Raw genomic sequence first — 23,134 nt, 5'->3', positions numbered from 1 at the left:
CTCCATCTGATAACGCGAAAACGCGCCCACGGCGCGCCCACCCATGCTACCGAATGCCCCCGCCACTGCCAAAAGCAGTGTTCCGGGCTTTATTGCAAAGTGTGTTGCGCAATGAACTCCGCCGGCTGCCAGCCCTCACGACTGACCAACCGGTTCAACTCGACACGCGGCAGGCGAACCTGCAACACGGCGCATCCTTGCTCGTCATGCCCCTCGGACTGTACCGCACCCAGCTCGAAGAACTGAGCACGAAGTCGTCCCAGGCGTTGCGGCAGGCAGAGCGTTCCCACGAACATGTCCTCCCCCAGCAACTCGGCGACCGCCTGCTCCACCAACTCCAGCCCACGGGATTCGCGCGCCGACACCCAGACTCGGACGGGCTTGCCGAGTTCGTCGCGCTGAATCATCGGCCGCATGTCCGGCAGCAGGTCGATCTTGTTGTACACCTCGAGTATCGGCAGCTCATTGGCACCGATTTCCTGCAGTACCGCCAGTACCTGCTCGATCTGCGCATCACGTTCCGGCTCGTGGGAGTCGATAACGTGCAGTAGCAGGTCGGCATTGCTCGACTCTTCCAAGGTAGCTCGAAACGCCTCGACCAGCTTGTGCGGCAGATGACGAATGAAGCCTACGGTGTCCGCCAGCACGATCGGTCCGACGTCATCCAGCTCCAGGCGGCGCAGGGTCGGGTCCAGGGTGGCGAACAGCTGGTTGGCGGCATAGACCTCGGAGGTGGTCAGCGCGTTGAACAGCGTGGACTTGCCGGCGTTGGTATAGCCGACCAGGGATACCGAAGGAATCTCCGCGCGACGACGGCCGCGACGAGCCTGCTCACGCTGGCTGCGGACCTTCTCCAGGCGCGACTTGATCTGGCGGATACGTCCGCGCAGCAGGCGACGGTCGGTTTCCAGCTGGGTTTCACCCGGACCACGCAGGCCGATACCGCCCTTCTGGCGTTCGAGGTGAGTCCAGCCGCGCACCAGGCGCGTGCTCATGTGTTCCAACTGGGCGAGCTCCACCTGCAACTTACCCTCATGGGTACGCGCACGTTGAGCGAAGATATCGAGGATCAACCCCGTCCGGTCGAGCACACGGCATTCGATCGCACGCTCGAGGTTGCGCTCCTGACTCGGAGTAAGGGTGTGATTGAAGATGATCAGCTCGACCTTCTCGGCATGGACGAGGTCGTGCAACTCATCGACCTTGCCGCTGCCGATCAGGTACTTGGCTGAAGGCTGGTGGCGCGAAATGCTGATGAACGCTACGGATTCCGCGCCCGCCGAACGTGCCAGCTCCTGGAACTCCTGCGGGTCTTCGCGCGCCTCGGGGTCCTGACCTTCCAGATGGACCAGAATGGCCCGTTCCCCACCACCCGGGCGCTCAAAGAACAAGGCGGACTCCCGTCAAACGTTGCCCGGCTCGGCCGGCTGATCACCGCTGGGCAGACGCACCGGACGGCTGGGAACAACGGTGGAGATAGCGTGCTTGTAGACCATCTGGCTGACAGTGTTCTTCAGCAGAATCACGAACTGGTCGAAGGATTCGATCTGCCCCTGCAACTTGATGCCGTTGACCAGATAGATGGAAACCGGGACGCGCTCTTTGCGCAGGGTATTGAGGTAAGGGTCTTGTAGCGAATGCCCTTTTGACATATGCCGCACTCCTTGTAAGGGTAAAAAGCTGATTTAGTAAGTAGTCGAATTTGGCTTAACGCCGTCCTGAACCCCAAGGATAGACGGCCGGAATTAAGGTCTCGAGCCTATATGGAGACCGCCTCAAGGTATTTCAAGGCACGCGGCAAATTGTCGCTTGCCTGGCTGTCCAACCAGTGTAGATGGCTCCAGCTGCGCAGCCAGGTAAACTGGCGCTTGGCCAGCTGTCGCGTGGCGATGACGCCGCGCTCCACCATCTCAGCGTAGGACAGTTTGCCTTCAAGGTAATCCCATACCTGACGGTAACCCACCGCTCGTATGGACGGCAGCCCCGCATGCAAATCACCTCTTGCGCGAAGGCGTTCGACCTCGGCGATGAAGCCCTGTTCCAGCATCTGGTCAAAACGTTGCGCGATACGCGCGTGCAGCACCTGGCGCTGCAGAGGCGCAATCGCCAGATGGGCGACAGTATACGGTAATTGCCCGCCGAAACCCGCACTTTCACTCGCCTGGCGATGGCGGTGTGCAGTCATGGACATACCGCTTACGCGATAGACCTCCAGCGCCCGGACGAGCCGCTGCGGATCGTTCGGATGGATACGCGCGGCCGACTCCGGGTCCACGCGCGCCAGCTCCGCGTGCAGGGCGCCCCAGCCGTCGGCCTCGGCCCAGGCCTCCAGTTCGGCGCGCACCGCGGGGTCGGCGCCGGGCATGTCGGCCAGGCCTTCCAGCAATGCCTTGAAATACAACATGGTGCCGCCGACCAGCAGCGGAATGCGGCCGGCGGCGGTGATCTCGTCCATCGCCGCCAGAGCGTCGGCGCGAAACTCCGCCGCCGAATAGGCTTCGCCGGGGTCGCGGATGTCGATCAGGCGATGCGGAAACTCCGCCAGCACCTCGCGGGGCGGCTTGGCGGTGCCGATGTCCATGCCCCGGTAGATCAGCGCCGAATCCACGCTGATCAGCTCCACCGGCAACAGGCGCGCCAGCTCCAGCGCCAGGTCGGTCTTGCCGGCGGCGGTGGGGCCCATGAGGAAAATCGCGGGAGGCAGGGAGGACATCGGGGGCTCGTTAATACGTACTGCTGGTTATTGCGCGCTGCTGAATCGTTTGGCGCGCAGTGTACTGCAGAAAGCTGAACGCCACCTTACGGGAATGATCAGCGTCCGCGCAGGAACAGTTTGTCCAGCTCGTCGAGGCCCAGTTGCGTCCAGGTCGGTCGGCCGTGGTTGCACTGGCCGCTGCGCTCGGTCACTTCCATGTCGCGCAGCAGGCCGTTCATTTCCGGCACGGTCAACCGGCGGTTGGCGCGCACGGCGCCGTGGCAGGCCATAGTGCCGAGCAGTTCGTTGAGGTGCGCCTGGATGCGGTCGCTGGTGCCGTACTCCAGCAGGTCGGCGAGCACATCACGCACCAGTTGGGTGGCCTCGGCCTGCTTGAGCAGCGCGGGAATCTGGCGGATCGCCAGGGTTTCCGGGCCGAGCCGTTGCAGTTCGAAGCCGAGCCTGGAAAACCACTCCCCATGCTCCTCGGCGCAGTCCGCCTCACGCTCGCTGACGGCGACGGACTCCGGCACCAGTAGCGGCTGGCCACGCAGCCCCTCACTGGCCATCGCCGTCTTCAGGCGCTCGTAGGTGATGCGCTCGTGCGCCGCGTGCATGTCCACCAGCACCAGGCCGTGGGCGTTCTCGGCGAGGATATAGATACCCTTGAGCTGCGCCAGGGCGTAGCCCAGCGGCGGCACGTCCTGGCTGCTTTCCGGCAGCGCTTGCGGCGCCTGCTCGGGCAGCGGTGCGAAATAGGCCTTGTAGGCGCCCTGCGCCTCCTGGATCGGCGGCATTTCCGGGCGGTTCGGCTGATAACCGTAGCCGCCACCACCGCCGGAGCCAGAACTGCCGGAAACCGGGCCGGGCTGCCAGGCGCGCGCGGCGGCCGGAGCCTCCAGCACGGTCTCGGACAGGCGCATTTCGCCCTGCGGGCCGAACTCGCCGGCTTCCGCACCGGTCGGGCGCGGCACGGTCAGGGTGGTCGCCCCTGGCGGCGCCAACTGGTCGTCCGGACGCACTTCCGCCAGCGCCCGGTGCAGGGTGCCGTAGAGGAAGTCGTGGACCATGCGACTGTCGCGGAAGCGCACTTCGTGCTTGGTCGGGTGGACGTTGACATCCACCACCGCCGGATCGACCTCGAAGAACAACACGAAGGTCGGATGGCGGCCGTTGTACAGCACGTCGCGATAGGCCTGGCGCACGGCGTGGGCGACCAGTTTGTCGCGCACCATGCGGCCGTTCACATAGAAGTACTGCAGGTCCGGCTGACTGCGGGAGAAAGTCGGCAGGCCGACCCAGCCCCACAGGTGCAGACCGTTGCGCTCCACCTCGATGGGCATGGCCTGCTCGAGGAAGCCGGAGCTGCACACGGCACCGACGCGGCGGGCGCGGGAGGCTTCGTCCTTCGCTTCATGCAGCGAGAGGATGGTCTTGCCGTTGTGACGCAGGTGGAACGCCACGTCGAAGCGCGCCAAGGCGAGGCGCTTGATGACTTCCTGCAGATGATCGAACTCGGTCTTCTCGGCACGCAGGAACTTGCGCCGCGCCGGGGTATTGAAGAACAGGTCGCGCACTTCGATGCTGGTGCCCACCGGGTGGGCCGCCGGCTTCACAGTGGATTCCATGTCGCGGCCCTCGACCTCGACCTGCCAAGCCTGCTCGGCGTCGGCGGTGCGCGAAGTCAGGGTCAGGCGCGAGACGGAACTGATCGAGGCCAGCGCTTCGCCACGGAAGCCCAGGCTCATTACCCGTTCCAGGTCTTCCAGTTCGCGGATCTTGCTAGTGGCGTGGCGCGCCAGGGCCAGCGGCAGGTCCTCGGCGGGAATGCCGCTGCCATCGTCGCGCACGCGCAGCAGCTTGACACCGCCCTGCTCGACTTCGATATCGATGCGCTTGGCGCCGGCGTCCAGGCAGTTTTCCAGCAGTTCCTTGATGACCGACGCAGGGCGTTCGACCACTTCGCCGGCAGCGATCTGGTTGGCCAGCCGCGGCGTCAGCAGCTGGATACGGCGAACGTCACTCATTGCTGCGACGCCAGGGCGGTGCCCGGAATCTTCAGCACCTGGCCAACCTTCAGGCTGTCGCTCTTGAGGTTGTTGGCGCTGCGGATGGAAGCGGTGCTCACGTCATAGCGGCTGGCGATCATGCCCAGGCTCTCGCCGGGACGCACCACGTGCTCGCGCGGACCGCTGGAGAGCTGGCCGCCGTCGCGCAGCGAGGCAATATAGGTGCCCGGCGGCGGCGTCTGCACGAAGTACTGGCGAACGCCACCGGCAATGGAGCGCGCCAGCGCTTGCTGGTGTGAGCGGCTGGCGAGTTTCTGCGATTCGCTCGGGTTGGAGATGAAGCCGGTTTCCACCAGGATCGACGGAATGTCCGGGGACTTCAGCACCATGAAGCCAGCCTGCTCCACGCGCCGCTTGTGCAGCGACGTGATCCGGCCGACGTTGGTCAGCACCTTGTGGCCGACATCCAGGCTGGAGGACATGGTGGCGGTCATCGACAGGTCGAGCAGCACGCCGGCGAGCATCTTGTCCTTGTCGTCGAGGTTCACGCCGCCATCGCCGCCGATCAGGTCAGAACGGTTTTCGCTGTCGGCCAGCCAGCGCGCGGTTTCGGAGGTGGCGCCACGGTCGGACAGGGCGAACACCGAGGCACCGAAGGCGCTGCGGCTGGGCGCGGCATCGGCGTGGATGGAGACGAACAGGTCCGCGCCCTTCTTGCGGGCAATGGCGGTACGCCCGCGCAGCGGGATGAAGTAGTCGCCGGTACGGGTCAGTTCCGCGCGGAAGCCTTTCATCTGGTTGATCTGGCGCTGCAGCTCGCGGGCGATGGCCAGGGTGATGTTCTTTTCATGCAGGCCGTTCGGACCGAGGGCGCCCGGGTCTTCGCCGCCGTGGCCGGCGTCGATGGCGACGACGATGTCACGCTTGCCGCCCGTGCTGGGTGCGGGAATCCTGGTCACCGACTGTGCGGGACTGACAGGTACGGCGGGCACGCCGGGAGTCGGCGTGGCCGGAACGTCCGGCGCGATGTCGGCACCCTGGTCGTACAGGTCGACGACCAGGCGGTTGCCGTACTGCTGGTTCGGCGCCAGCACGAAACTCTTGGGCGTGACCGGGTTCTTCAGGTCCAGCACCAGGCGCAAGTCGGTGGGCGAACGCTGGGCCGAGCGCACCGCGATAATGGGTGTGTTGCCGAGCTTGAGCTTGTCCAGCGCGGTGGACATCTGCGCGCCGTTGATATCGACGACGATGCGGTTAGGCGCGCTGAGCGTGAACAGGCTGTGCTGCACAGGACCGGACAGATCGAACACCAGGCGGGTGTTGTCCGGCGCCCGCCAGATACGGACACTCTTGATTTGCGTGGCGGCAAAAGCCTCGCCGGCAATCATTGCCAGCAAAACAGTCATCCCCGTCAATAGCGCCCGCAGGCGCAACCCCCAACCCATCTTTTTTCTCATGCTCCCGTGGCCAGGGCGGCACACCAGGCTTCGCCCCGCGCACCCTGCGGCGTCAGGCGCAGCATGCGACCGCCCGCATGCGGGGTAATGGTAATGTCCATGTCGGCCTTTGGCAAAATGCCTGTGCCCCGTTCAGCCCATTCGATCAGGCACAGGGCATCACCCTCGAAGTAGTCGCGGATGCCGAGGAACTCCAGCTCCTCCGGGTCGGCCAGGCGGTAGAGGTCGAAGTGGAAGGCGCGGACCGGTCCGATCTCGTAGGGCTCGACCAGGGTGAAGGTCGGACTCTTCACCGCCCCGCCATGCCCCAATCCTCGCAGGATGCCGCGCGACAGCGTGGTCTTGCCGGCGCCCAGGTCGCCGTGCAGATAGATGATGCCGCGTCCGCCGGTCGCCGAGGCAATCTTCCGTCCGAGGTCGTACATGGCCTCTTCGCCCTCGGCGAACAGATTCAGTTCAGGCATGGACTGTGCTCCTCGAGCAACTGACGAACGGCAGGGATCAGATCGGTGGCGGCCAGCCCCCTGCCCTGCGGACCGAGCGACTCGCCGGCGCGGGCGTGGAGCCAGACGGCCAGGCAGGCCGCATCGAAACAGGGCATCCCCTGCGCCAGCAACGCGCCGAGTATGCCGCAGAGCACGTCGCCCAGCCCGGCGCCGGCCATGATCGGATGGCCGTGACTGCACAGCGCCAGCCGTCCATCCGGAGCGGCGATCAGGCTGCCGACACCCTTGAGCACCACAACCGCCTGGTACCGTTGCGCCAGCGCGTGGGCCGCGCTCGGCCGGTCGGCCTGAACGTCGGCCGTGGAGACGCCCAGCAATCGTGCCGCTTCGGCGGGATGCGGGGTCATCACCCAGTCGCCGGACGGGCGCGAAACCAGGCCCTCCGCCAACAGGTTGAGCGCATCGGCGTCCCAAACCTGGGTACGCTCCAGGCTGGCCGCCGCGCTGACCAGTACACGCCCCCAGGCCTCACGCCCCACACCCGGCCCCACCACCAGCACGCTGGCCCGCTCGGCCACGCGCAGCAGTTCGGCGGACGAGGAAACGCCACGCGCCATCAGTTCCGGGCAACGGGCCAGGGCACCGACGACGTGCGGTGCGCGGGTCGCCAGCGATACCAGTCCGGCGCCGCAACGCAGCGCGCTTTCGGCGGCCAGCAGCACCGCGCCACCCATGCCGGTATCGCCGCCGATCACCAGAGCGTGGCCGAACAGGCCCTTGTGCGCGGCCTTCGGGCGCGCGGCCAGGCGAGCCAAGGATGCGGGAGCGAGACGACGGGCAACGCAGTCGTCGGGAATCAGCGCCGGATCGGCATCCAGAGCGTCGAACACCCGCTCGCCGCACTGGTCCGGCCCGTTCGCGGTGAACAGCCCCAGCTTGAGGCCGATGAAGGTCACGGTCAGGTCCGCACGAACGGCGCAACCCAGCACCTGGCCGGTGTCCGCGCTCAGGCCGGAGGGGATGTCCACGGCCAGCACCGGCAGGCCGCTGGCGTTGATCGCGGCGATGGCCGAGGCATAAGGCTCGCGCACCGCGCCGCCCAGACCGGTGCCGAGCAACGCATCGACCAGCACCCCACGCAGCTCCGCGCGGTCACTCCAGGCTTCGATATCCACACCCGCCGCCCGCGCCTCGCCGTGGGCGGACGCCGCGTCGCCGGACAGCCGCGCGGCATCCCCCACCGCCAGCACCCGCGCGCGCCAGCCGGCACGCAGGGCCAGGGCGGCGATCAGGTAGCCGTCGCCGGCGTTGTTACCGTGGCCGGCGAGCACGCTGATCTCACCCGCGTCCGGCCAGTGCCGGCGCAGGGCACGCCAGGCAGCGTGGGCCGCACGACGCATCAGTTCGAAGCCGGGCGTGCCGGCGGCGATCAGGCGCGCGTCGAGATCGCGTACCTGCTGGACGCTGTAGAAGTTAAGGGGCAGATCGTCGTGGGCAGTCATCGCTGTTCCGGGCGGCAGATTGTGTCGCCTTGGCGTACGGACGGGCCGACGCCGGCAAGGTCTGGCAGAATTATACCCACCCGGACTTCCGTTTCTCGCCTTCCATGCACGATTCGACACTCGACTACACCGACCTTGCCCGTTCCATCAAGGAGTGGGGGCGCGAACTCGGCTTCCAGCAGGTCGGCATCGCCGGGCTCGACCTGGAGCAGCACGGCGAGCACCTGCAACGCTGGCTGGAGGCGGGCTACCACGGCGAGATGGACTACATGGGCGCCCACGGCAGCAAGCGCTGGCGGCCGGACGAACTGGTGCCCGGCACGCTGCGGGTGGTCTCGCTGCGCATGGACTACCTGCCCGGCGACACCCGCATGGCACAGGTGCTGGGCAACCCGGAGAAAGCCTACGTCTCGCGCTACGCCCTGGGCCGCGACTATCACAAGCTGATCCGCAAGCGCCTGCAGCAACTGGCCGAGCGCATCCAGCAGCAGGTCGGGCCGTTCGGCTTCCGCGCCTTCGTCGACAGCGCGCCGGTGCTGGAGAAGGCCATCGCCGAGCAGTCGGGCCTCGGCTGGATCGGCAAGAACACCCTGGTGCTCAACCGCAAGGCCGGCAGCTACTTCTTCCTCGGCGAGCTGTTCACCGACCTGCCGCTGCCGGTGGACCCGCCCCACGGCACGGAGCACTGCGGACGCTGCTCGGCCTGCCTGGACATCTGTCCCACCGCCGCCTTCGTCGCCCCCTACGTGCTGGACGCGCGGCGTTGCATTTCCTACCTGACCATCGAGCTGAAAGGCCCGATTCCCGAGGACCTGCGCCCGCTGATCGGCAACCGCGTGTTCGGCTGCGACGATTGCCAGATGGTCTGCCCGTGGAACCGCTTCGCCCGCGCCACCGACCAGGGCGACTTCCAGCCCCGGCACAGCCTGGACAACGCGGCGCTGGCGGAACTGTTCCTGTGGACGGAGGAAGAATTTCTCAGCCGCACCGAAGGCTCGCCGCTGCGGCGCGCCGGTTATGAGCGCTGGCTGAGGAACCTGGCCGTGGGCCTGGGCAATGCGCCGTCCACCATCCCGGTGATCGAGGCGCTGAAGGCGCGCCGGGCGTTCCCGTCGGAACTGGTGCGCGAGCATGTGGAGTGGGCACTGGGCCGGCATCAGGCCTGAAAGGTATTTGTAGGAGCGAGCTTGCTCGCGAACAGCTTCGCAGCAGGGGTTTGTTCGCGAGCAAGCTCGCTCCTACGAAGAGCTGCCGGCTTACACCTTGATGAAATGCTCACGGTAGTAGCGCAGCTCGGCGATGGACTCGCGGATGTCGTCCAGCGCCAGGTGGGTGTTGCCTTTCTTGAAGCCGTCACGCAACTGCGGGGCCCAGCGCGCGGCCAGTTCCTTGAGGGTGGAGACGTCCAGGTTGCGGTAGTGGAAGTAGCCTTCCAGCTTCGGCATGTGGCGGTAGAGGAAGCGGCGGTCCTGGCAGATGCTGTTGCCGCAGATCGGCGAGCTGCGCTTGGGCACCCACTTTTCCAGGAAGGCGATGGTCATGGCTTCGGCCTCGGCGGCGGAAGTGGTGCTTTCGCGCACCCGCTGGGTCAGGCCGGACTGGCCGTGCTGGCGGGTGTTCCACTCATCCATGCCGGCGAGCAGTTCTTCGCTCTGGTGCACCGCGATCACCGGGCCTTCCTCGAGGATATTGAGGTCGCTGTCGGTGACGATGGTCGCCATCTCGATGATGACGTCCTTGTCCGGGTCCAGACCGGTCATTTCCAGGTCGATCCAGATCAGGTTCTGTGGGTTCTGCATGATGGGGCTCCTCAGCTCAGCCCTCTAGTTTAGCGGGAAGCGGGCATACGCATGCTAAACTCCGCGGCGATTTTCCCTGTGGATACCCTATGGCCAAGCGTCACCTCACCCGCCGGCAGAGCTGGCGGATCGAAAAAGTCCAGGAAGAGCGTGCTGCCCGCGCGGCGAAGCGCGAATCGCGCGCCCTGGAAGAGCTGGAAGGCGGCGACCTCGGCCCGGAGCAGACCGGCCAGGTAATCGCCCACTTCGGGGTGCAGGTGGAAGTCGAGGCGCAGGAAGGCGACCACGCCGGCGAAGTGTTCCGCTGCCACCTGCGCGCCAACCTGCCGCCACTGGTGACCGGCGACCAGGTGGTCTGGCGCCCCGGCAACCAGGGCATCGGCGTGATCGTCGCGCAGTTGCCGCGCACCTCCGAGCTGCGCCGCCCGGACATGCGCGGCGTGCTCAAGCCGGTGGCGGCCAACGTCGACCGCATCGTGATCGTCTTCGCCCCACGCCCGGAACCCCACGCCAACCTGATCGACCGCTACCTGGTGGCCGCCGAGCACGCCGGCATCAAGCCGCTGCTGCTGCTGAACAAGGCCGACCTGATCGATGAGGAGAACGCTCCGTTCCTCGACTCGCTGCTGGGCACCTACCGCGAACTCGGCTACCCGCTGCTGGAGGTCTCGGCCTTCAACGGCCTGGCCCTGGACGCCCTGCGCGCCGCGCTGAACGAGCACGTCAGCGTGTTCGTCGGCCAGTCGGGCGTTGGCAAGTCATCGCTGGTGAACGCGCTGCTGCCAGGCGTCGACACCCGCGTCGGCGACCTCTCGGAAGTCACCGGCAAGGGCACCCACACCACCACCACCGCACGGCTGTTCCACTTCCCCGCCGGCGGCGACCTGATCGATTCGCCCGGCATCCGCGAGTTCGGCCTGGGCCATGTGAGCCGTGACGACGTGGAAGCCGGCTTCATCGAGTTCCACGACCTGCTCGGCCACTGCCGCTTCCGCGACTGCAAGCACGACCGCGAGCCGGGCTGCGCGCTGCTCAAGGCGCTGGAAGAGGGGCGTGTCTCGCCGCAACGGATGTCCAGCTACCGACACATCCTCGCCAGCCTGCCGGAAGACGAATATTGATCGGCGGGCCTTGCCCAAAGCGCCGACGCTGCCCGTACCTGTAGGAGCGAGCTCGCTCGCGAACAGTCCCTTGCGATGCGGTTCGCGAGCAAGCTCGCTCCTACGAAGAGTCCCATGATTCAGTCACAAAGAAGAAGGCCAGCTTTTCAGCTGGCCTTCGCGTTTCTCACTACTGCTTGTTCAGCTCATCGAGCTTCAGCGTGCCACCGTCGTCGAAAAGGTTGAGCTTCTGCTCGAGCTGGTCCGGCGGTAGCGGGTCGCCCTGCCCGGCCGCCGGCTGGGCCGGAGCGGCATTGGGTGCAGCCGAGCCTGGAGCCACCGGCGACGCGCCATCGGCCGGCTTCTCGGCCCCGCCGTCCTGGCCTTCGATGGCCCGCTGGGCCTTCTTGGTCAGGACGATGATGTCGATGCGGCGATTCACCGGGTTGAGCGGCTGGTCGCGATCGAACAGCGCCGAGGAGGCATAGCCCACCACGCGGGCGATCTGGTCCTCCGGATAACCGCCGGCCTCCAGCGCGCGCCGCGCGGCGTTGGCGCGGTTGGCGGAGAGCTCCCAGTTGCCGAACTCGCCATTGCCCGCATAGGGCTTGGCATCGGTATGGCCGCTGATGCTGATCTTGTTCGGTACCTGCTTGATGGTCTCCGCCAGCGCCAGCAGGATGTCCTCGAAGTACGGCTGCAGCCGCGCGCTGCCCAGGTCGAACATCGGTCGGTTGTCGGAATCGACGATCTGGATGCGCAGGCCGTCCTGGGTGATCTCGAACAGGATCTGGTCCTTGAAGCGCTTGAGCGTGGGGTTCTCGTCGACCTTGTTCTGCAGCTCCTGCAGCAACAGTTCCAGGCGCTCGCGCTCGATCTTCTCGGCAAGATTTTCCGCCTGCTCGGCGTTGACCGTGGTCCCGTCCTGCGGGCTGACGCGGGTTTCGTCCGCCTCGGGCTGCGCCTGGATCTGCGGGTTCAGGGTCTTGTCCGGCGCGGGCGTCGGCGTGCCACCCAGGTCGATGACGTAGGGGCTGGCGCTTTCGGTGAAACCGATGGGGTCCTGGAAGTAGCCGGAGATGGCCTTCTTCTGCTCCGGCGTGGCCGACGACAACAGCCAGAGCACCAGGAAGAACGCCATCATGGCGGTGGCGAAGTCGGCGAAGGCGATCTTCCACGAGCCCCCGTGATGACCCGCGGCGTAGCGCTTGACCCGCTTGACGATGATCGGCTGGTTGTTATCCATGCGTCAGGCGACCTGTCAGCGACCGCGAACGGCCTGTTCAAGCTCGGTGAAGCTCGGGCGGTGCGCCGGCAGCAGGACCTTGCGGCCGAACTCCACGGCCAGCGACGGCGGCATGCCCGAGGCCGAGGCGACCAGGCAGGCCTTGATGGCTTCGTAGAGGTTCAGCTCTTCCTTGGCGTCGTGCTCCAGGGCGTTGGACAGCGGGCCGACGAAACCGTAGGCGGCGAGAATACCGAGGAAGGTGCCCACCAGCGCGGCGGCCACGTGGTGACCGATCTCCGCCTGGCTGCCCTGCCCGAGCAGCGCCATCGTGATCACGATGCCGAGCACCGCGGCGACGATACCGAATCCCGGCAGGGCATCGGCCACGCGGGTCACCGCGTGGGCGGGGTGGTCGAGGTCTTCCTTGAGGCTGCCCAGCTCCATGTCGAACAGGCCTTCCAGCTCGTGGGGCGCCATGTTGCCGGAGGACATGATGCGCAGGTAATCGCAGATGTACGCGGTCATGCGTTCATCCTTGAGCACCGCCGGGTACTTGCTGAAGATCGGGCTGGCATCCGGATCCTCGACGTCCGCCTCGATCGCCATCATGCCCTCGCGGCGGCTCTTGTTGAGTACCTCGTAGAGCATGCCCAGCACTTCCAGGTAGAAGGTGTGGGTGAAGCGGTTGCTGAACATCTTCGGCGCCTTCTTGAGCACCGTCATGAAGGTGTTGCCGGGGTTCGCCTGCAGGAAGGCGCCCAGCGCCGCACCACCGATGATCAGCAGTTCGAACGGCTGGATGATGGCCGCGATCTTGCCGCCAGAGAGCATGTATCCGCCGAGCACACTGCCCAGGATGACGATGATGCCGATGATTTTTGACATGGGGACCGGACTGAAACTGTGAACAGAAAGGGAGGCACTTTTCCTGCCTCCCTGTTGTTATCGGAGAATTCGGGCAAGACTATAGGCCGAAAACACTAAAAACCAGTTCGGCGCCTCACGCATGCCCACCACCGTGCCCAACCCAGAGCGTCTCGCGGCCTGGCTCTCCCTGCTGGAAGAGCTGCCTTTGCCCGTCCCCCAGGAGCAGCGCGACGCCATTCGCCGGGCGCTGGATGACAGCCACCGCTCGATCCGCGACATCGCCGACCTGTTGCAGGACTGCCCGACCCTGGCCCTGGCCATCCTGCGCGAGGCCAACCGCGCCGAGAGCGCCCGCGACAATCCGGCGGAAAGCCTGGAAGTCGCCCTCAACCGCCTGGGCCTGGCGCGGGTCACCCAGTTGCTCGAACACCTGCCGAGCCAGCCCGAGGCGCAGATGCCCCGCGCCCTCAGCCAGCTCCTGCTGATCAGCCGCCATGCCATGCAGCAGGCCAGCGGTCTGTTCGCCAACCGCCTGGCGCGACTCTGGCAGGAAATCCACTGGGGCAGCCTGTTCGCCCTGGCGCCGCTGTGGGCACTGGCCACCGCGCGGCCGGACCTGCTGGAAACCTGGCAGCGCCAGGTCTGCGGACTCGGACGCAGCAGCTCCGACGTCGAACAGGAGCTGCTGGGCATGCGTCTGTTGCCACTGTGCCGGGCGCTCGCCGAACGCTGGCGGCTGCCCGAATGGATCGGCCAGGGCTTCATCCTGCTCAACGATGACCGCCGCCTGCTGGTGCGCGCCCTGCATGTGGCGCACACCGAGCCCGAGCCGCTGGGCCAGCAGCGACGCCTGGACGCCGATCCGGAACTGGCCCGCTGGCTGACCCGCCCGGCCAACACCATCCTGCTGGCCAACAGCCTGGCGATGGCCGCGCACCAGTCCTGGGGCGGACCGCACATGCTGCGCTGGCAACGCCTGACCGCGCTCTACCTGCAGATGCCGCTGGCCGAACTGCAGCAGCAGGTTCACGGCCTCGCGGCGCAAAGCGCGCGACGCCACGCCCGACCGCAGCTCTGGCATCCGGCGCAAGCGCTGCTCTGGCCCTGGGACAGCCAACGCTGGCTCGGCCCCCCTGCAGCGAGCGCGCCCACGCCACCGGATACGCTCGGCGAGTGGCGCCAGCACTGCGCGCGCCTGCTGCAGAATCCCTCGCCGTTCGGCAACGCCATGCAGTTGCTCGACACCGCCAGCGCCGCCCTCCAGGCCGGCGGCCTGCAACGCGGCCTGATCCTGCTCGCCGACCGCGGCCAGGCGTGGCTGCAAACCCGCCACCACTTCGGCCTGCCGGAGCAGGCCGGCGAGTTGAAACTGGAAGTCGCGGCCAGCGCCCTGCTGCGCAAGCTGATGCAACAGCCGGCGCAACTGCGCCTGAGCCCGGCGAACATGGCCGACTTCTCCGCCGTGCTGCCCGGCGCGCTGAAGGCGCTGCTGCCCAGCGAACACCTGCTGCTGCGCTCGCTCGGCAACGGCAGCCGGGTCATCATGCTGCTGGCCGCCGACCGCAACGGCCAGCCGCTGGGCGACCTGCACGCTCAGGCCTTCGGCCGCACCGCGCAGTGCATCGAGCAGGCCGTGCGGCAAATGTCCCGCAGCGCATCCTGAGCCGCGCGGCGATCGCCGGGATTTCCGGTACACTGCGTCCCCCTTTAGACTATCGCCCCTCAACGGCAGCCCAGGGCCGCCAGCTCACGCCGCCGCGTCCACCCTCGCGGCGGGCCGTCCGCCGTACCGGGAGACTTCGACATGTCCGCCTTCTCCGCACTGCCCCTGGTGATCGAACCGGCCGACCTCGCCAGCCGCCTCGACGCCGCCGAACTGATCCTGGTCGACCTGACCAGTGCCGCGCGCTACGCCGAAGGCCACATTCCCGGCGCCCGTTTCATCGCTCCGGCGCGCACCCAGCTGGGCGGGCCGGCACCGGGCCTGCTGCCGGCCAAGGCCGACCTGGAAGCGCTGTTCGGCGAACTGGGCCACAACCCCGACGCCGTCTACGTGGTCTACGACGACGAGGGCGGCGGCTGGGCCGGCCGCTTCATCTGGCTACTGGATGTGATCGGCCACCACCACTACCACTACGTCGACGGCGGCCTGCATGCCTGGCTGGCCGATGGCCTGCCGCTGAGCCAGGACGTCCCGGCGCCGGCCGGCGACCCGCTGCCGCTGACCCTGCACGACGAGCCCACCGCCACCCGCGAATACCTGCAGAGCCGCCTGGGCGCCGCCGACCTGGCCATCTGGGACGCGCGCAACCCCAGCGAATACAGCGGCCAGAAAGTCCTCGCCGCCAAGGGCGGACACGTTCCGGGCGCGGTCAACTTCGAATGGACCGCCGGCATGGACCCGGCCCGCGCCCTGCGCATCCGAACCGATATGCCGCAGATTCTGCAGAACCTGGGCATCACCAAGGACAAGGAAGTGATCACCCACTGCCAGACCCATCACCGCTCCGGCTTCACCTACCTGGTGGCCAAGGCCCTCGGCTATCCGCGGGTCAAGGGCTACGCCGGCTCCTGGTCGGAATGGGGCAACCACCCCGACACCCCTGTAGAGGTTTAAGGAATGTCGTTCAAAGATCGTCTGTTCATCCTCGCCCAGTACCTGCTGCCGCACCACCTGCTGTCGCGCCTGATCGGCTGCGCCGCCGAATGCCGCGCGCCCTGGTTCAAGGACCGCCTGATCCCCTGGTTCGCCCGCCGCTACCAGGTGGACATGCGCGAGGCCCAGGTCGAGGACCTGCGCGCCTATGAGCACTTCAATGCCTTCTTCACCCGCGTCCTGAAAGACGGCGCCCGTCCGCTGGACGAGAGCGAAGGCAGCGTGCTGAGCCCCGCCGACGGTGCCATCAGCCAGCTCGGCCCGATCGAGCACGGCCGCGTGTTCCAGGCCAAGGGCCACAGCTACAGCCTGATGGAACTGCTGGGCGGCGACGCCGAGCGCGCCGCGCCCTTCATGGGCGGCGAATTCGCCACCGTCTACCTGTCACCCAAGGACTACCACCGCGTGCACATGCCGCTGGCCGGCACCCTGCGCGAGATGGTCTACGTACCGGGCCGGCTGTTCTCGGTGAACCAGCTGACCGCCGCGCAGGTGCCGGAGCTGTTCGCCCGCAACGAGCGCGTGGTGTGCATCTTCGACACCGAGCGCGGGCCGATGGCGGTGGTGCTGGTCGGGGCGATGATCGTCGCCTCCATCGAAACCGTCTGGGCCGGCTTGGTCACACCGCCCAAGCGCGAGCTGAAGTCCTTCGCCTATGACGAAGCCGCCCGCGCGCCGATCCACCTGGAGAAAGGCGCCGAGCTGGGCCGCTTCAAGCTGGGTTCCACCGCCATCGTGCTGTTCGGACCGCAGCAGGTCAGCTGGGCTGAAAACCTGGCGGCCACCAGCCCGGTCCGTATGGGACAGCGCCTGGGTGGCGCGCGCCAGGGCTGACGCCCGTTTCCTATAAGGCGGGTGGCCAATGAGCCGCCCGCCCTGCTTCTTGCCTTACTGCCTTGCTGTCCCTTGCCATGAAACGCTTCCTGCACCTCATGGGCTGGCGCGCCAACGCCACCAGCCATCTGGAAAAGTGGCTCTCCGCGCTCGGAGCGCTGTGCGGCCTCGCCGCCATCTACGCCGTCACTCACTGGGTATTGCCCAGCGAAGCGGCTATCTGGGTCGTCGCCTCGATGGGCGCCAGCGCCGTGCTGCTGTTCGCCGTGCCCCACGGCGCACTGTCCCAGCCCTGGGCGGTGCTCGGCGGCCAGGTGCTGTCGGCCGTCGTCGGGGTGATCTGCCAGAAACTCTTCCCCGAGCAGCCCTTCACCCCGGCCCTGGCGGTCGGCGCGGCGATCCTGGTCATGCACTACACCCGCTGCATCCATCCCCCGGGCGGCGCCACCGCGCTGGCGGCGGTGTCCGGCGGGCCGGCGATCAGCGCGCTGGGCTTCGACTACGTGCTCAGCCCGGTGCTGCTCAACGTGGTGCTGATCCTCGCCGTGGCCGTGGCCTTCAACGGCATGTTCGCCTGGCGCCGCTACCCCGCGCCTCTGGCGCGCCTGCCCGACACGCCGAAGCTGCCCGCGGGGCCCGCCCCGGAAGACCTCTACCACGCGCTGCGCAAGATGGATTCGTTCATCGACGTACAGTTCGACGACCTGCTGAAGATCCTCCAGCTAGCCCAGGAGCACGCCCAGGCGCAGCGCCTGACGCCCGACGACATCCTCCTGGGCGCCTGCTACAGCAACGCGCTGAGCGGCAACGCCTGGGCGGTGCGCCAGGTGATCGACGACCACCCCGGCAAGCGCACGCGCCAGGACCAGCTGGTCTACAAGGTGGTCGCCGGCGCCGGCAAGGGCAACACCGGCGCCTGCCGTCGCCAGGACCTGGTCGAATGGGCCGCCCATGCGGTGATTCCCCAGGGCGACGGCTGGTTGCGCGTCACTCCGCAAGCCTCCGCCAGCGACGCCCTGCAGCGCCAGATCAGGGGCGAAACTCCCCGTCCGTGACCCGTCGGCGCACCCATCCAGCGATGGGCTGCGGTGCGCGACGGATGCTGCTAGAGTTCGGAAAAAGCCGAGCGTGACGACCGGCCGGTCCACCAAACGGCCCAGATTGTGGAGAATCCGAACCCAGCATGGACAACAGTCCCCAGCAGTTTCTGCGCGTCCCCACTCCGACGCACGAAAGCCTGAGCTTCTGCAACGCCACCCCGCGCGAGCTGAAATACTGGCTGGATCACCTGCCCAAGGCCAATCTGGGCGAAACCGCCCGCCAGCTCTATCAGGGGCTGATCGAGCTGAACCAGCTGAAGCTGCCGGTGGAAGCGCGCCTGCAGTTGCTGGAGCTGTTTCGCCCGGAAGTCCAGTTCGTCTGCCAGCACCTGGAACGCCACTTCCTCAACCAGTCCATCGTCCTCGACGAGCGCCCGCGCAAGGTCGCCAACCTCTGCCAGGCCCTGCAGAACCACCTGGCCATCGGCTACAAGCTGATCGTCGTGCGCGAGGCGGGCCGCGTTTCCCGCGAGCGCGCGCAGTTGCTGGCGGCCTCCATCCAGCGCGCCATCCGCGCCCTGTGCGGACCGCTGGTCCGCGCCTCGCAGCTGTATTGTCCGGTACCGGAAGGGCTCTGGCTGGAACTCCATCAGCTGTACCAGTTGGCGCGCCAGCACGGCCTGCAGAACCTGAGCATCCGCGACGCCCTGGCCCGTGACGCCCAGGGCCTGACCATCGAGCAGTCCTACCTGGTGGCCGTGATGCTCGGCTCGGCGCGCTGCAACCAGATGCGCCAGCACAACATCGCCCGCCTGGCGGAAGTGCTGGAAAACTGGAGCCCGCAGATACGCGTCCAGTCCGCCGATGCGCCCTCGACCCTGTTCGTCGTCGCCCCCCAGGTGGACGGGGCGCCGCGCTACCGCACCCTGTTCAAGGAAGGCGAACTGCCGGGCGGCTTGGGGATCGATCCGCAGCCCCTGGTGGACCTGATCAAGGAATACCTGCTGCTCCTCCCGGAGAACCGCGCCCAGGCGCGCCTGAAGGTGCCCGAGGGCGTCTCCGTGGACCTGCTGCAGCACCTCGCCGCCGCCTGGGGCGACATCGCCGAACGGACCTTCCAGCGCACCCTCGGCCGCGGCCAGCTCACCCTGTGCATCGGCATGAGCGCCCTGCACTACTTCCTCGCCGGCCGGCGGAACTTCACCGACGTGCTCAGGACCCAGCCGCAACACCTGGCCCCGGCCTTCAAGGCCGATGCCCAGGACGCCTGGTCCACGGCCTTCGACGCCCGGCAAGTCAAGGACTGGCAGCCCGGCATGTCGCTGGAGGAAATCGAGTACACCCCCAGCAGGCCTGTCGACAGCACCCGCGCCGCTCCCGACCTGCCCAGCGAGGACTACCCGGTCTTCGCCCTGCCCATCGTCAACCACAGCCCGGGCGGCTACTGCCTGACCTGGCCAAAGGACATTCCCAGCCAACTGCAGGCCGGCGAACTGCTGGGCATCCAGGACACCCCGGATCACAGCTGGAGCATCGCCGTGGTGCGCTGGATCCGTCAGGTACGCGGCGGCGGCACCCAGATGGGCATCGAGCTGATCGCGCCGCTCGCCCAGCCCTGCGGCCTGCAGTTGTTGCGCAAGACCGAACAGGGCAGCCACTACCTGCGTGCGCTGCTGCTGCCGGAAATCTCCGCGATCTCGCGGCCGGCGACCGTGATCACCCCGCGCCTGCCCTTCCAGGAAGGCAACCGCGTGCAGATCAACCTGGCGGGCGAGGAGCGGCGCGCCACGCTCACCCGCAAGGTCACCGCGACCGGCAGCTTCACCCAGTTCGAATACCGGGCGCACGACGCCATCGCTGCAACGAACGATAAGCCGGTCACAGCACCAGGCACCCGCGGGGAGGAAGACTTTGACTCGCTCTGGAAGTCGCTGTAGATTCCGGCCAATCCCCATTCATCGCCCATTTGCTGCCGTCCAGCGCGGTATAAGCAGCCTTACTCATGGCCAATGAAAAGAAGACCGTCCGACTACTGATCCTGGAAGACTCACAGAACGAAGCCGAGCGCCTGGTCAGCCTGTTCCGCAACGCCGGGCGCGCCACCCGCGTCCACCGCATCACGTCCAGTGAAGACCTCCTGGAAATCCTTCCCCAGGGCTGGGATCTGCTGATCGCCGCCCCTGACAGCAGCGCAATGGCGCCCAGCGATGCCCTGAGCGGCATTCGCCGCCAGGCCAAGGACATCCCGTTCATCCAGCTGATCGCCGGTAACGACTCCGACGCGGTGACCGAAGCCCTCGCCCTCGGCGCCCAGGACGCCCTGCCGCAAGGCGAGGACGAGCGCCTGATCCTGGTCGCCAACCGCGAGCTGGCCAACCTCGAGGAGCGCCGCGCCCGCCGCGCCGCCGAAGTCGCCCTGCGCGAGGCGGAAAAGCGCTGCCAACTGCTGCTGGACAGCTCGGTGGACGCCATCACCTACGTGCATGACGGCATGCACATCTACGCCAACCGCGCCTACGTCGACCTGTTCGGTTACGACGACGCGGAGGAACTGGAAGGCCTGCCGATGATCGACCTGATCGCCGGCAGCGACCAGGCGACCTTCAAGGACTTTCTCAAGGGTTACCCCAATACCAAAGAGAGAACGGAAGACAACGCCGACCTGGCCTGCAGCGGAATCAAGGTGGACGGCCAGGCCTTCAGCGCACGCATGAGCTTCTCCCCGGCCACCTACGACGGCGAACCCTGCATCCAGGTGGTGATCCGCGCCCAGACCGGCAACGCCCAGCTCGAAGAAAAACTGCGCGAGGTCAGCAGCCAGGACCTGGTCACCGGCCTGTACAACCGTGGCCACTTCCTCGACCTGATGGACAGCGCCGTGGAGCGCGCGGTGACCGCCAGCCAGCCGGCCAGCTTCGCCTACATGCTGCTCGACCGCGCCCAGACGCTGCAGCTCAACCTCGGCGTCGCCAGCATCGACCTGCTGCTCGCCGACCTCGGCAACCTGCTGCGCGCCCACTTCCCGCAGGAGGCCCAGCTGGCCCGTTTCAGCGACGACGTGTTCGCCGTGCTGCTGCCGGGGCACAGTCCCGACCAGACCCGGGCGCTGTTCGCCAGCCTGCTGAAGAAGATCGAAGGCCACCTGTTCGACATCCACGGTCGCACCGCCCAGGTCACCTTGTCCATCGGCGTCGCCGGGCTGGACGAAAAGACCACTCGCGCGCAGGACGTCATCGAACGCGCGCATCGCAGCGCCGACGAAATCGCCCAGAGCGAAGGCAACGGCCTGAAGCTCTACGATCCGGCCGATGAACTGGCCGCCGCCGCCAACCGCGGCGACACCCTGGCGATCATCCGCCAGGCCCTGGAGCAGAACAGCTTCCGCCTGCTGTTCCAGCCGATCATCAGCCTGCGCGGCGACACCCACGAGCATTACGAAGTGCTGCTGCGCCTGCTCAATCCGCAGGGCGAGGAAGTACCGCCGGCGGACTTCCTCGCCGCCGCCAAGGCGGGTGGCCTGGCCGAGAAGATCGACCGCTGGGTCCTGCTCAACTCGATCAAGCTGCTCTCCGAACACCGCGCCAAGGGCCACGACACCAAGCTGTTCGTGCACCTTTCCAGCTCCAGCCTGCAGGATGCCGAGCTGCTGCCCTGGCTGAACGTGGCGCTGAAGGCATCGCGTCTGCCCGCCGACGCCCTGATCATCCAGATCAGCGAACCGGACGCGATCAGCTACCTCAAGCAGGCGAAGGTGCTCAGCCAGGGGCTCGCCGAGCTGCACTGCCAGATCGCGCTGTGCCAGTTCGGCTGCGCGCTGAACCCGTTCAACACGCTCAAGCACATGAACGTCGATTTCGTGAAGGTCGATGGCTCCTACGTGCAGGAGCTGGGCAAGGCGGAGAACCAGGAGAACCTCAAGACCCTGATGGCCAGCCTCCACGCCCAGGCCAAGCTGACCATCGTGCCGATGGTGGAAACCGCCAGCGCCCTGGCGACGCTCTGGCAGGCCGGCGCCAACTATATCCAGGGGCACTATCTGCAAGGACCGAGTCAGGCGATGGACTACGATTTCGCCTCGGACGAGTAGCCATTCGCTCAGGCATGAAAAAGCCGCCCATTGGGCGGCTTTTTCATGCCTTGCGTAGACAGCCGGATCGATCAGCGGCCGTCTACCCCTTCGCGATCACGGAAACCGAGCAGGTAAAGAATGCCATCCAGCCCGAGAGTGGAAATCGCCTGCTTGGCCGACTGCTTGACCAGCGGCTTGGCGCGGAAAGCCACGCCCAGGCCGGCCAGGCCGAGCATCGGCAGGTCGTTGGCGCCGTCGCCCACGGCGATGGTCTGCTCCAGCTGCAAACCTTCCTTCGCCGCCAGCTCGCGCAGCAGGTCGGCCTTGCGCTGGGCGTCGACGATCGGCTCGATGGCCACGCCGGTCAGCTTGCCGTCAACGATCTGCAGTTCGTTGGCGAACACGTAGTCGATGCCCAGCTTGGCCTGCAGCTGCCTGGCGAAGTAGCTGAAGCCGCCGGAGAGGATCGCGGTCTTGTAGCCCAGACGCTTGAGCTCGGCGAACAGCGTTTCGGCGCCTTCGGTCAGGCGCAGCGAAGCGCCGATCTCTTCCAGCACGTCCTCGGACAGCCCCTTGAGCAACGCCAGGCGCTCCTTGAAGCTGGCGCGGAAGTCCAGTTCGCCGCGCATGGCGCGCTCGGTGATCTCCGACACCTTGTCGCCCACGCCGGCGGCCTTGGCCAGTTCGTCGATGACCTCGGCCTCGATCAGCGTCGAATCCATGTCGAACACCGCCAGGCGGCGGTTGCGGCGGAACACCGAATCCTGCTGGAAGGCGATGTCGACGTTCAGCTCCTGGGCCACGCTGAGGAACTCGGCGCGCAGCGCGACCGGGTCATCCGGTTCGCCGCGTACCGAGAACTCGATGCAGCCCTTGCCCTGGTCCGCCGGCATGTCCAGCGGCATCCGGCCGGACAGGCGGTCGATCTGGTCGATGTTCAGGCCGTACTTGGCAGTGATCGAGCTGACTCGCTGCAATTGCTCGGCGGTCACCCGACGAGTCAGCAGGGTCACGATCTGGCGGGGCTTGCCCTGGCCACCGACCCACTGGCGGTAATCGTCTTCGGACACCGGCGTGAAGCGCACCTGCTGGTCGAGCTTGTAGGCCGTGAACAGCACCTCCTTGAGCACCGACGAGGCTCGCTCGTTATCCGGGATTTCCACCAGGATGCCGAAGGACAGGGTGTCGTGGATCACCGCCTGGCCGATATCGAGGATGTTCACGCCACCCTGCGCCAGGACGCCGGTAATGGCCGCGGTGAGGCCGGGGCGGTCTTCCCCGGTGATGTTGATCAGGACGATCTCGCGCAAGGCGCTGTCTCCGCCATGTAAAAAAGGCCGACATTCTACCTGCTTTACGCCGCATACGCCCGGTTGGTGGGCACCGCCGCCGATCGGATTGAGCGGTTCTTTCCCCGGTCATCCCGGCTCCG

19 protein-coding genes are annotated in these 23,134 nt (G+C 67.0%); 8 read left to right on the top strand and 11 right to left on the bottom strand.

The genetic code is table 11. The features are described 5' to 3' along the window. Window positions 1–89: 89 nt before the first annotated feature. The 7 genes from hflX to ACYCAX_RS16585 form a co-directional block, all read right to left on the bottom strand. Window positions 90–1,391 (bottom strand): ribosome rescue GTPase HflX, encoded by a 1,302-nt coding sequence (gene hflX / locus ACYCAX_RS16615; RefSeq protein WP_294976240.1) that lies wholly within the window; start codon window positions 1,389–1,391, stop codon window positions 90–92. 12 nt (window positions 1,392–1,403) lie between these two features. Beyond that, window positions 1,404–1,652 carry an RNA chaperone Hfq gene (hfq, locus tag ACYCAX_RS16610; protein WP_015479145.1) on the bottom strand — a complete coding sequence of 83 codons (249 nt, stop codon included), beginning with the start codon at window positions 1,650–1,652 and terminating at the stop codon, window positions 1,404–1,406. Between the two features lie 107 nt (window positions 1,653–1,759). Further along, window positions 1,760–2,713, bottom strand: a complete 954-nt coding sequence (gene miaA / locus ACYCAX_RS16605) for a tRNA (adenosine(37)-N6)-dimethylallyltransferase MiaA (RefSeq protein WP_294976235.1) — start codon at window positions 2,711–2,713, stop codon at window positions 1,760–1,762. A 98-nt stretch (window positions 2,714–2,811) separates the two neighbouring features. Next, the gene (gene mutL / locus ACYCAX_RS16600; RefSeq protein WP_015479147.1) at window positions 2,812–4,722 is read right to left on the bottom strand and encodes a DNA mismatch repair endonuclease MutL; all 1,911 of its coding nucleotides are present in this window, start codon (window positions 4,720–4,722) and stop codon (window positions 2,812–2,814) included. Then, on the bottom strand, window positions 4,719–6,149 hold the full coding sequence (amiB, locus tag ACYCAX_RS16595; protein ID WP_294976231.1) for an N-acetylmuramoyl-L-alanine amidase AmiB: 1,431 nt from the start codon (window positions 6,147–6,149) through the stop codon (window positions 4,719–4,721). Before amiB ends, mutL begins: the two co-directional genes overlap by 4 nt. An 8-nt stretch (window positions 6,150–6,157) precedes the next feature. Next, a complete protein-coding gene (gene tsaE, locus ACYCAX_RS16590; RefSeq protein ID WP_015479149.1) occupies window positions 6,158–6,625 on the bottom strand; it encodes a tRNA (adenosine(37)-N6)-threonylcarbamoyltransferase complex ATPase subunit type 1 TsaE in 468 nt (155 codons plus the stop codon). After that, on the bottom strand, window positions 6,613–8,109 hold the full coding sequence (locus tag ACYCAX_RS16585; RefSeq protein WP_460248409.1) for an NAD(P)H-hydrate dehydratase: 1,497 nt from the start codon (window positions 8,107–8,109) through the stop codon (window positions 6,613–6,615). Before ACYCAX_RS16585 ends, tsaE begins: the two co-directional genes overlap by 13 nt. Window positions 8,110–8,213: 104 nt before the next feature. Between ACYCAX_RS16585 and queG the strand changes: the two genes are divergently transcribed. Next, window positions 8,214–9,275 (top strand): tRNA epoxyqueuosine(34) reductase QueG, encoded by a 1,062-nt coding sequence (queG, locus tag ACYCAX_RS16580; RefSeq protein WP_460248453.1) that lies wholly within the window; start codon window positions 8,214–8,216, stop codon window positions 9,273–9,275. Between the two features lie 90 nt (window positions 9,276–9,365). On the opposite strand, the gene orn is transcribed toward queG, so the two are convergent. Further along, the gene (gene orn / locus ACYCAX_RS16575) at window positions 9,366–9,908 is read right to left on the bottom strand and encodes an oligoribonuclease (protein ID WP_460248408.1); all 543 of its coding nucleotides are present in this window, start codon (window positions 9,906–9,908) and stop codon (window positions 9,366–9,368) included. Window positions 9,909–9,997: 89 nt separating this feature from the next. Here orn and rsgA point away from each other — a divergent pair, with 89 nt between their 5' ends. Further along, window positions 9,998–11,029: a small ribosomal subunit biogenesis GTPase RsgA gene (rsgA, locus tag ACYCAX_RS16570; RefSeq protein WP_015479153.1), complete on the top strand. Its 1,032-nt coding sequence runs from the start codon at window positions 9,998–10,000 to the stop codon at window positions 11,027–11,029. 169 nt (window positions 11,030–11,198) lie between these two features. Here rsgA and motB read toward each other — a convergent pair whose 3' ends face one another. Both motB and motA read right to left on the bottom strand, forming a co-directional pair. Next, complete coding sequence (motB, locus tag ACYCAX_RS16565; RefSeq protein ID WP_015479154.1) at window positions 11,199–12,254, bottom strand: flagellar motor protein MotB; 1,056 nt, start codon at window positions 12,252–12,254, stop codon at window positions 11,199–11,201. Window positions 12,255–12,269: 15 nt separating this feature from the next. Beyond that, the gene (motA, locus tag ACYCAX_RS16560) at window positions 12,270–13,121 is read right to left on the bottom strand and encodes a flagellar motor stator protein MotA (protein ID WP_015479155.1); all 852 of its coding nucleotides are present in this window, start codon (window positions 13,119–13,121) and stop codon (window positions 12,270–12,272) included. Window positions 13,122–13,242: 121 nt separating this feature from the next. Between motA and ACYCAX_RS16555 the strand changes: the two genes are divergently transcribed. The 6 genes from ACYCAX_RS16555 (at window position 13,243) to ACYCAX_RS16530 (ending at window position 21,720) form a co-directional block, all read left to right on the top strand. Continuing rightward, window positions 13,243–14,766 carry an HDOD domain-containing protein gene (locus tag ACYCAX_RS16555; RefSeq protein ID WP_015479156.1) on the top strand — a complete coding sequence of 508 codons (1,524 nt, stop codon included), beginning with the start codon at window positions 13,243–13,245 and terminating at the stop codon, window positions 14,764–14,766. A 141-nt stretch (window positions 14,767–14,907) separates the two neighbouring features. Beyond that, window positions 14,908–15,720, top strand: a complete 813-nt coding sequence (gene rhdA, locus ACYCAX_RS16550; protein WP_015479157.1) for a thiosulfate sulfurtransferase — start codon at window positions 14,908–14,910, stop codon at window positions 15,718–15,720. A gap of 3 nt (window positions 15,721–15,723) precedes the next feature. Beyond that, window positions 15,724–16,593: an archaetidylserine decarboxylase gene (gene asd / locus ACYCAX_RS16545; RefSeq protein WP_015479158.1), complete on the top strand. Its 870-nt coding sequence runs from the start codon at window positions 15,724–15,726 to the stop codon at window positions 16,591–16,593. 77 nt (window positions 16,594–16,670) lie between these two features. Further along, the gene (locus tag ACYCAX_RS16540) at window positions 16,671–17,648 is read left to right on the top strand and encodes an HPP family protein (protein WP_015479159.1); all 978 of its coding nucleotides are present in this window, start codon (window positions 16,671–16,673) and stop codon (window positions 17,646–17,648) included. Between the two features lie 128 nt (window positions 17,649–17,776). Further along, window positions 17,777–19,570, top strand: a complete 1,794-nt coding sequence (locus ACYCAX_RS16535) for a molecular chaperone (RefSeq protein WP_294976203.1) — start codon at window positions 17,777–17,779, stop codon at window positions 19,568–19,570. A 65-nt stretch (window positions 19,571–19,635) separates the two neighbouring features. Next, window positions 19,636–21,720, top strand: a complete 2,085-nt coding sequence (locus ACYCAX_RS16530; protein WP_015479161.1) for an EAL domain-containing response regulator — start codon at window positions 19,636–19,638, stop codon at window positions 21,718–21,720. A gap of 71 nt (window positions 21,721–21,791) precedes the next feature. On the opposite strand, the gene serB is transcribed toward ACYCAX_RS16530, so the two are convergent. Continuing rightward, window positions 21,792–23,012, bottom strand: coding sequence for a phosphoserine phosphatase SerB (gene serB / locus ACYCAX_RS16525; protein WP_294976199.1), 1,221 nt, complete (start codon window positions 23,010–23,012; stop codon window positions 21,792–21,794). Window positions 23,013–23,134 lie beyond the last annotated feature (122 nt).

It is taken from the genome of Pseudomonas sp. MT3, assembly GCF_054720805.1.
Note: the sequence above shows the minus strand (reverse complement) of the source record. Positions and strands in the feature narration are given on the sequence as shown.

Excerpts from the sequence above, each read along its gene's own strand:
- hfq (WP_015479145.1), bottom strand. The coding sequence starts at position 1,652 with ATGTCAAAAGGGCATTCGCTACAAGACCCTTACCTCAATACCCTGCGC.
- miaA (WP_294976235.1), bottom strand. The coding sequence starts at position 2,713 with ATGTCCTCCCTGCCTCCCGCGATTTTCCTCATGGGCCCCACCGCCGCC.
- mutL (WP_015479147.1), bottom strand. The coding sequence starts at position 4,722 with ATGAGTGACGTTCGCCGTATCCAGCTGCTGACGCCGCGGCTGGCCAAC.
- amiB (WP_294976231.1), bottom strand. The coding sequence starts at position 6,149 with ATGGGTTGGGGGTTGCGCCTGCGGGCGCTATTGACGGGGATGACTGTT.
- tsaE (WP_015479149.1), bottom strand. The coding sequence starts at position 6,625 with ATGCCTGAACTGAATCTGTTCGCCGAGGGCGAAGAGGCCATGTACGAC.
- ACYCAX_RS16585 (WP_460248409.1), bottom strand. The coding sequence starts at position 8,109 with ATGACTGCCCACGACGATCTGCCCCTTAACTTCTACAGCGTCCAGCAG.
- queG (WP_460248453.1), top strand. The coding sequence starts at position 8,214 with ATGCACGATTCGACACTCGACTACACCGACCTTGCCCGTTCCATCAAG.
- orn (WP_460248408.1), bottom strand. The coding sequence starts at position 9,908 with ATGCAGAACCCACAGAACCTGATCTGGATCGACCTGGAAATGACCGGT.
- rsgA (WP_015479153.1), top strand. The coding sequence starts at position 9,998 with ATGGCCAAGCGTCACCTCACCCGCCGGCAGAGCTGGCGGATCGAAAAA.
- motB (WP_015479154.1), bottom strand. The coding sequence starts at position 12,254 with ATGGATAACAACCAGCCGATCATCGTCAAGCGGGTCAAGCGCTACGCC.
- motA (WP_015479155.1), bottom strand. The coding sequence starts at position 13,121 with ATGTCAAAAATCATCGGCATCATCGTCATCCTGGGCAGTGTGCTCGGC.
- ACYCAX_RS16555 (WP_015479156.1), top strand. The coding sequence starts at position 13,243 with ATGCCCACCACCGTGCCCAACCCAGAGCGTCTCGCGGCCTGGCTCTCC.
- rhdA (WP_015479157.1), top strand. The coding sequence starts at position 14,908 with ATGTCCGCCTTCTCCGCACTGCCCCTGGTGATCGAACCGGCCGACCTC.
- asd (WP_015479158.1), top strand. The coding sequence starts at position 15,724 with ATGTCGTTCAAAGATCGTCTGTTCATCCTCGCCCAGTACCTGCTGCCG.
- ACYCAX_RS16540 (WP_015479159.1), top strand. The coding sequence starts at position 16,671 with ATGAAACGCTTCCTGCACCTCATGGGCTGGCGCGCCAACGCCACCAGC.
- ACYCAX_RS16535 (WP_294976203.1), top strand. The coding sequence starts at position 17,777 with ATGGACAACAGTCCCCAGCAGTTTCTGCGCGTCCCCACTCCGACGCAC.
- ACYCAX_RS16530 (WP_015479161.1), top strand. The coding sequence starts at position 19,636 with ATGGCCAATGAAAAGAAGACCGTCCGACTACTGATCCTGGAAGACTCA.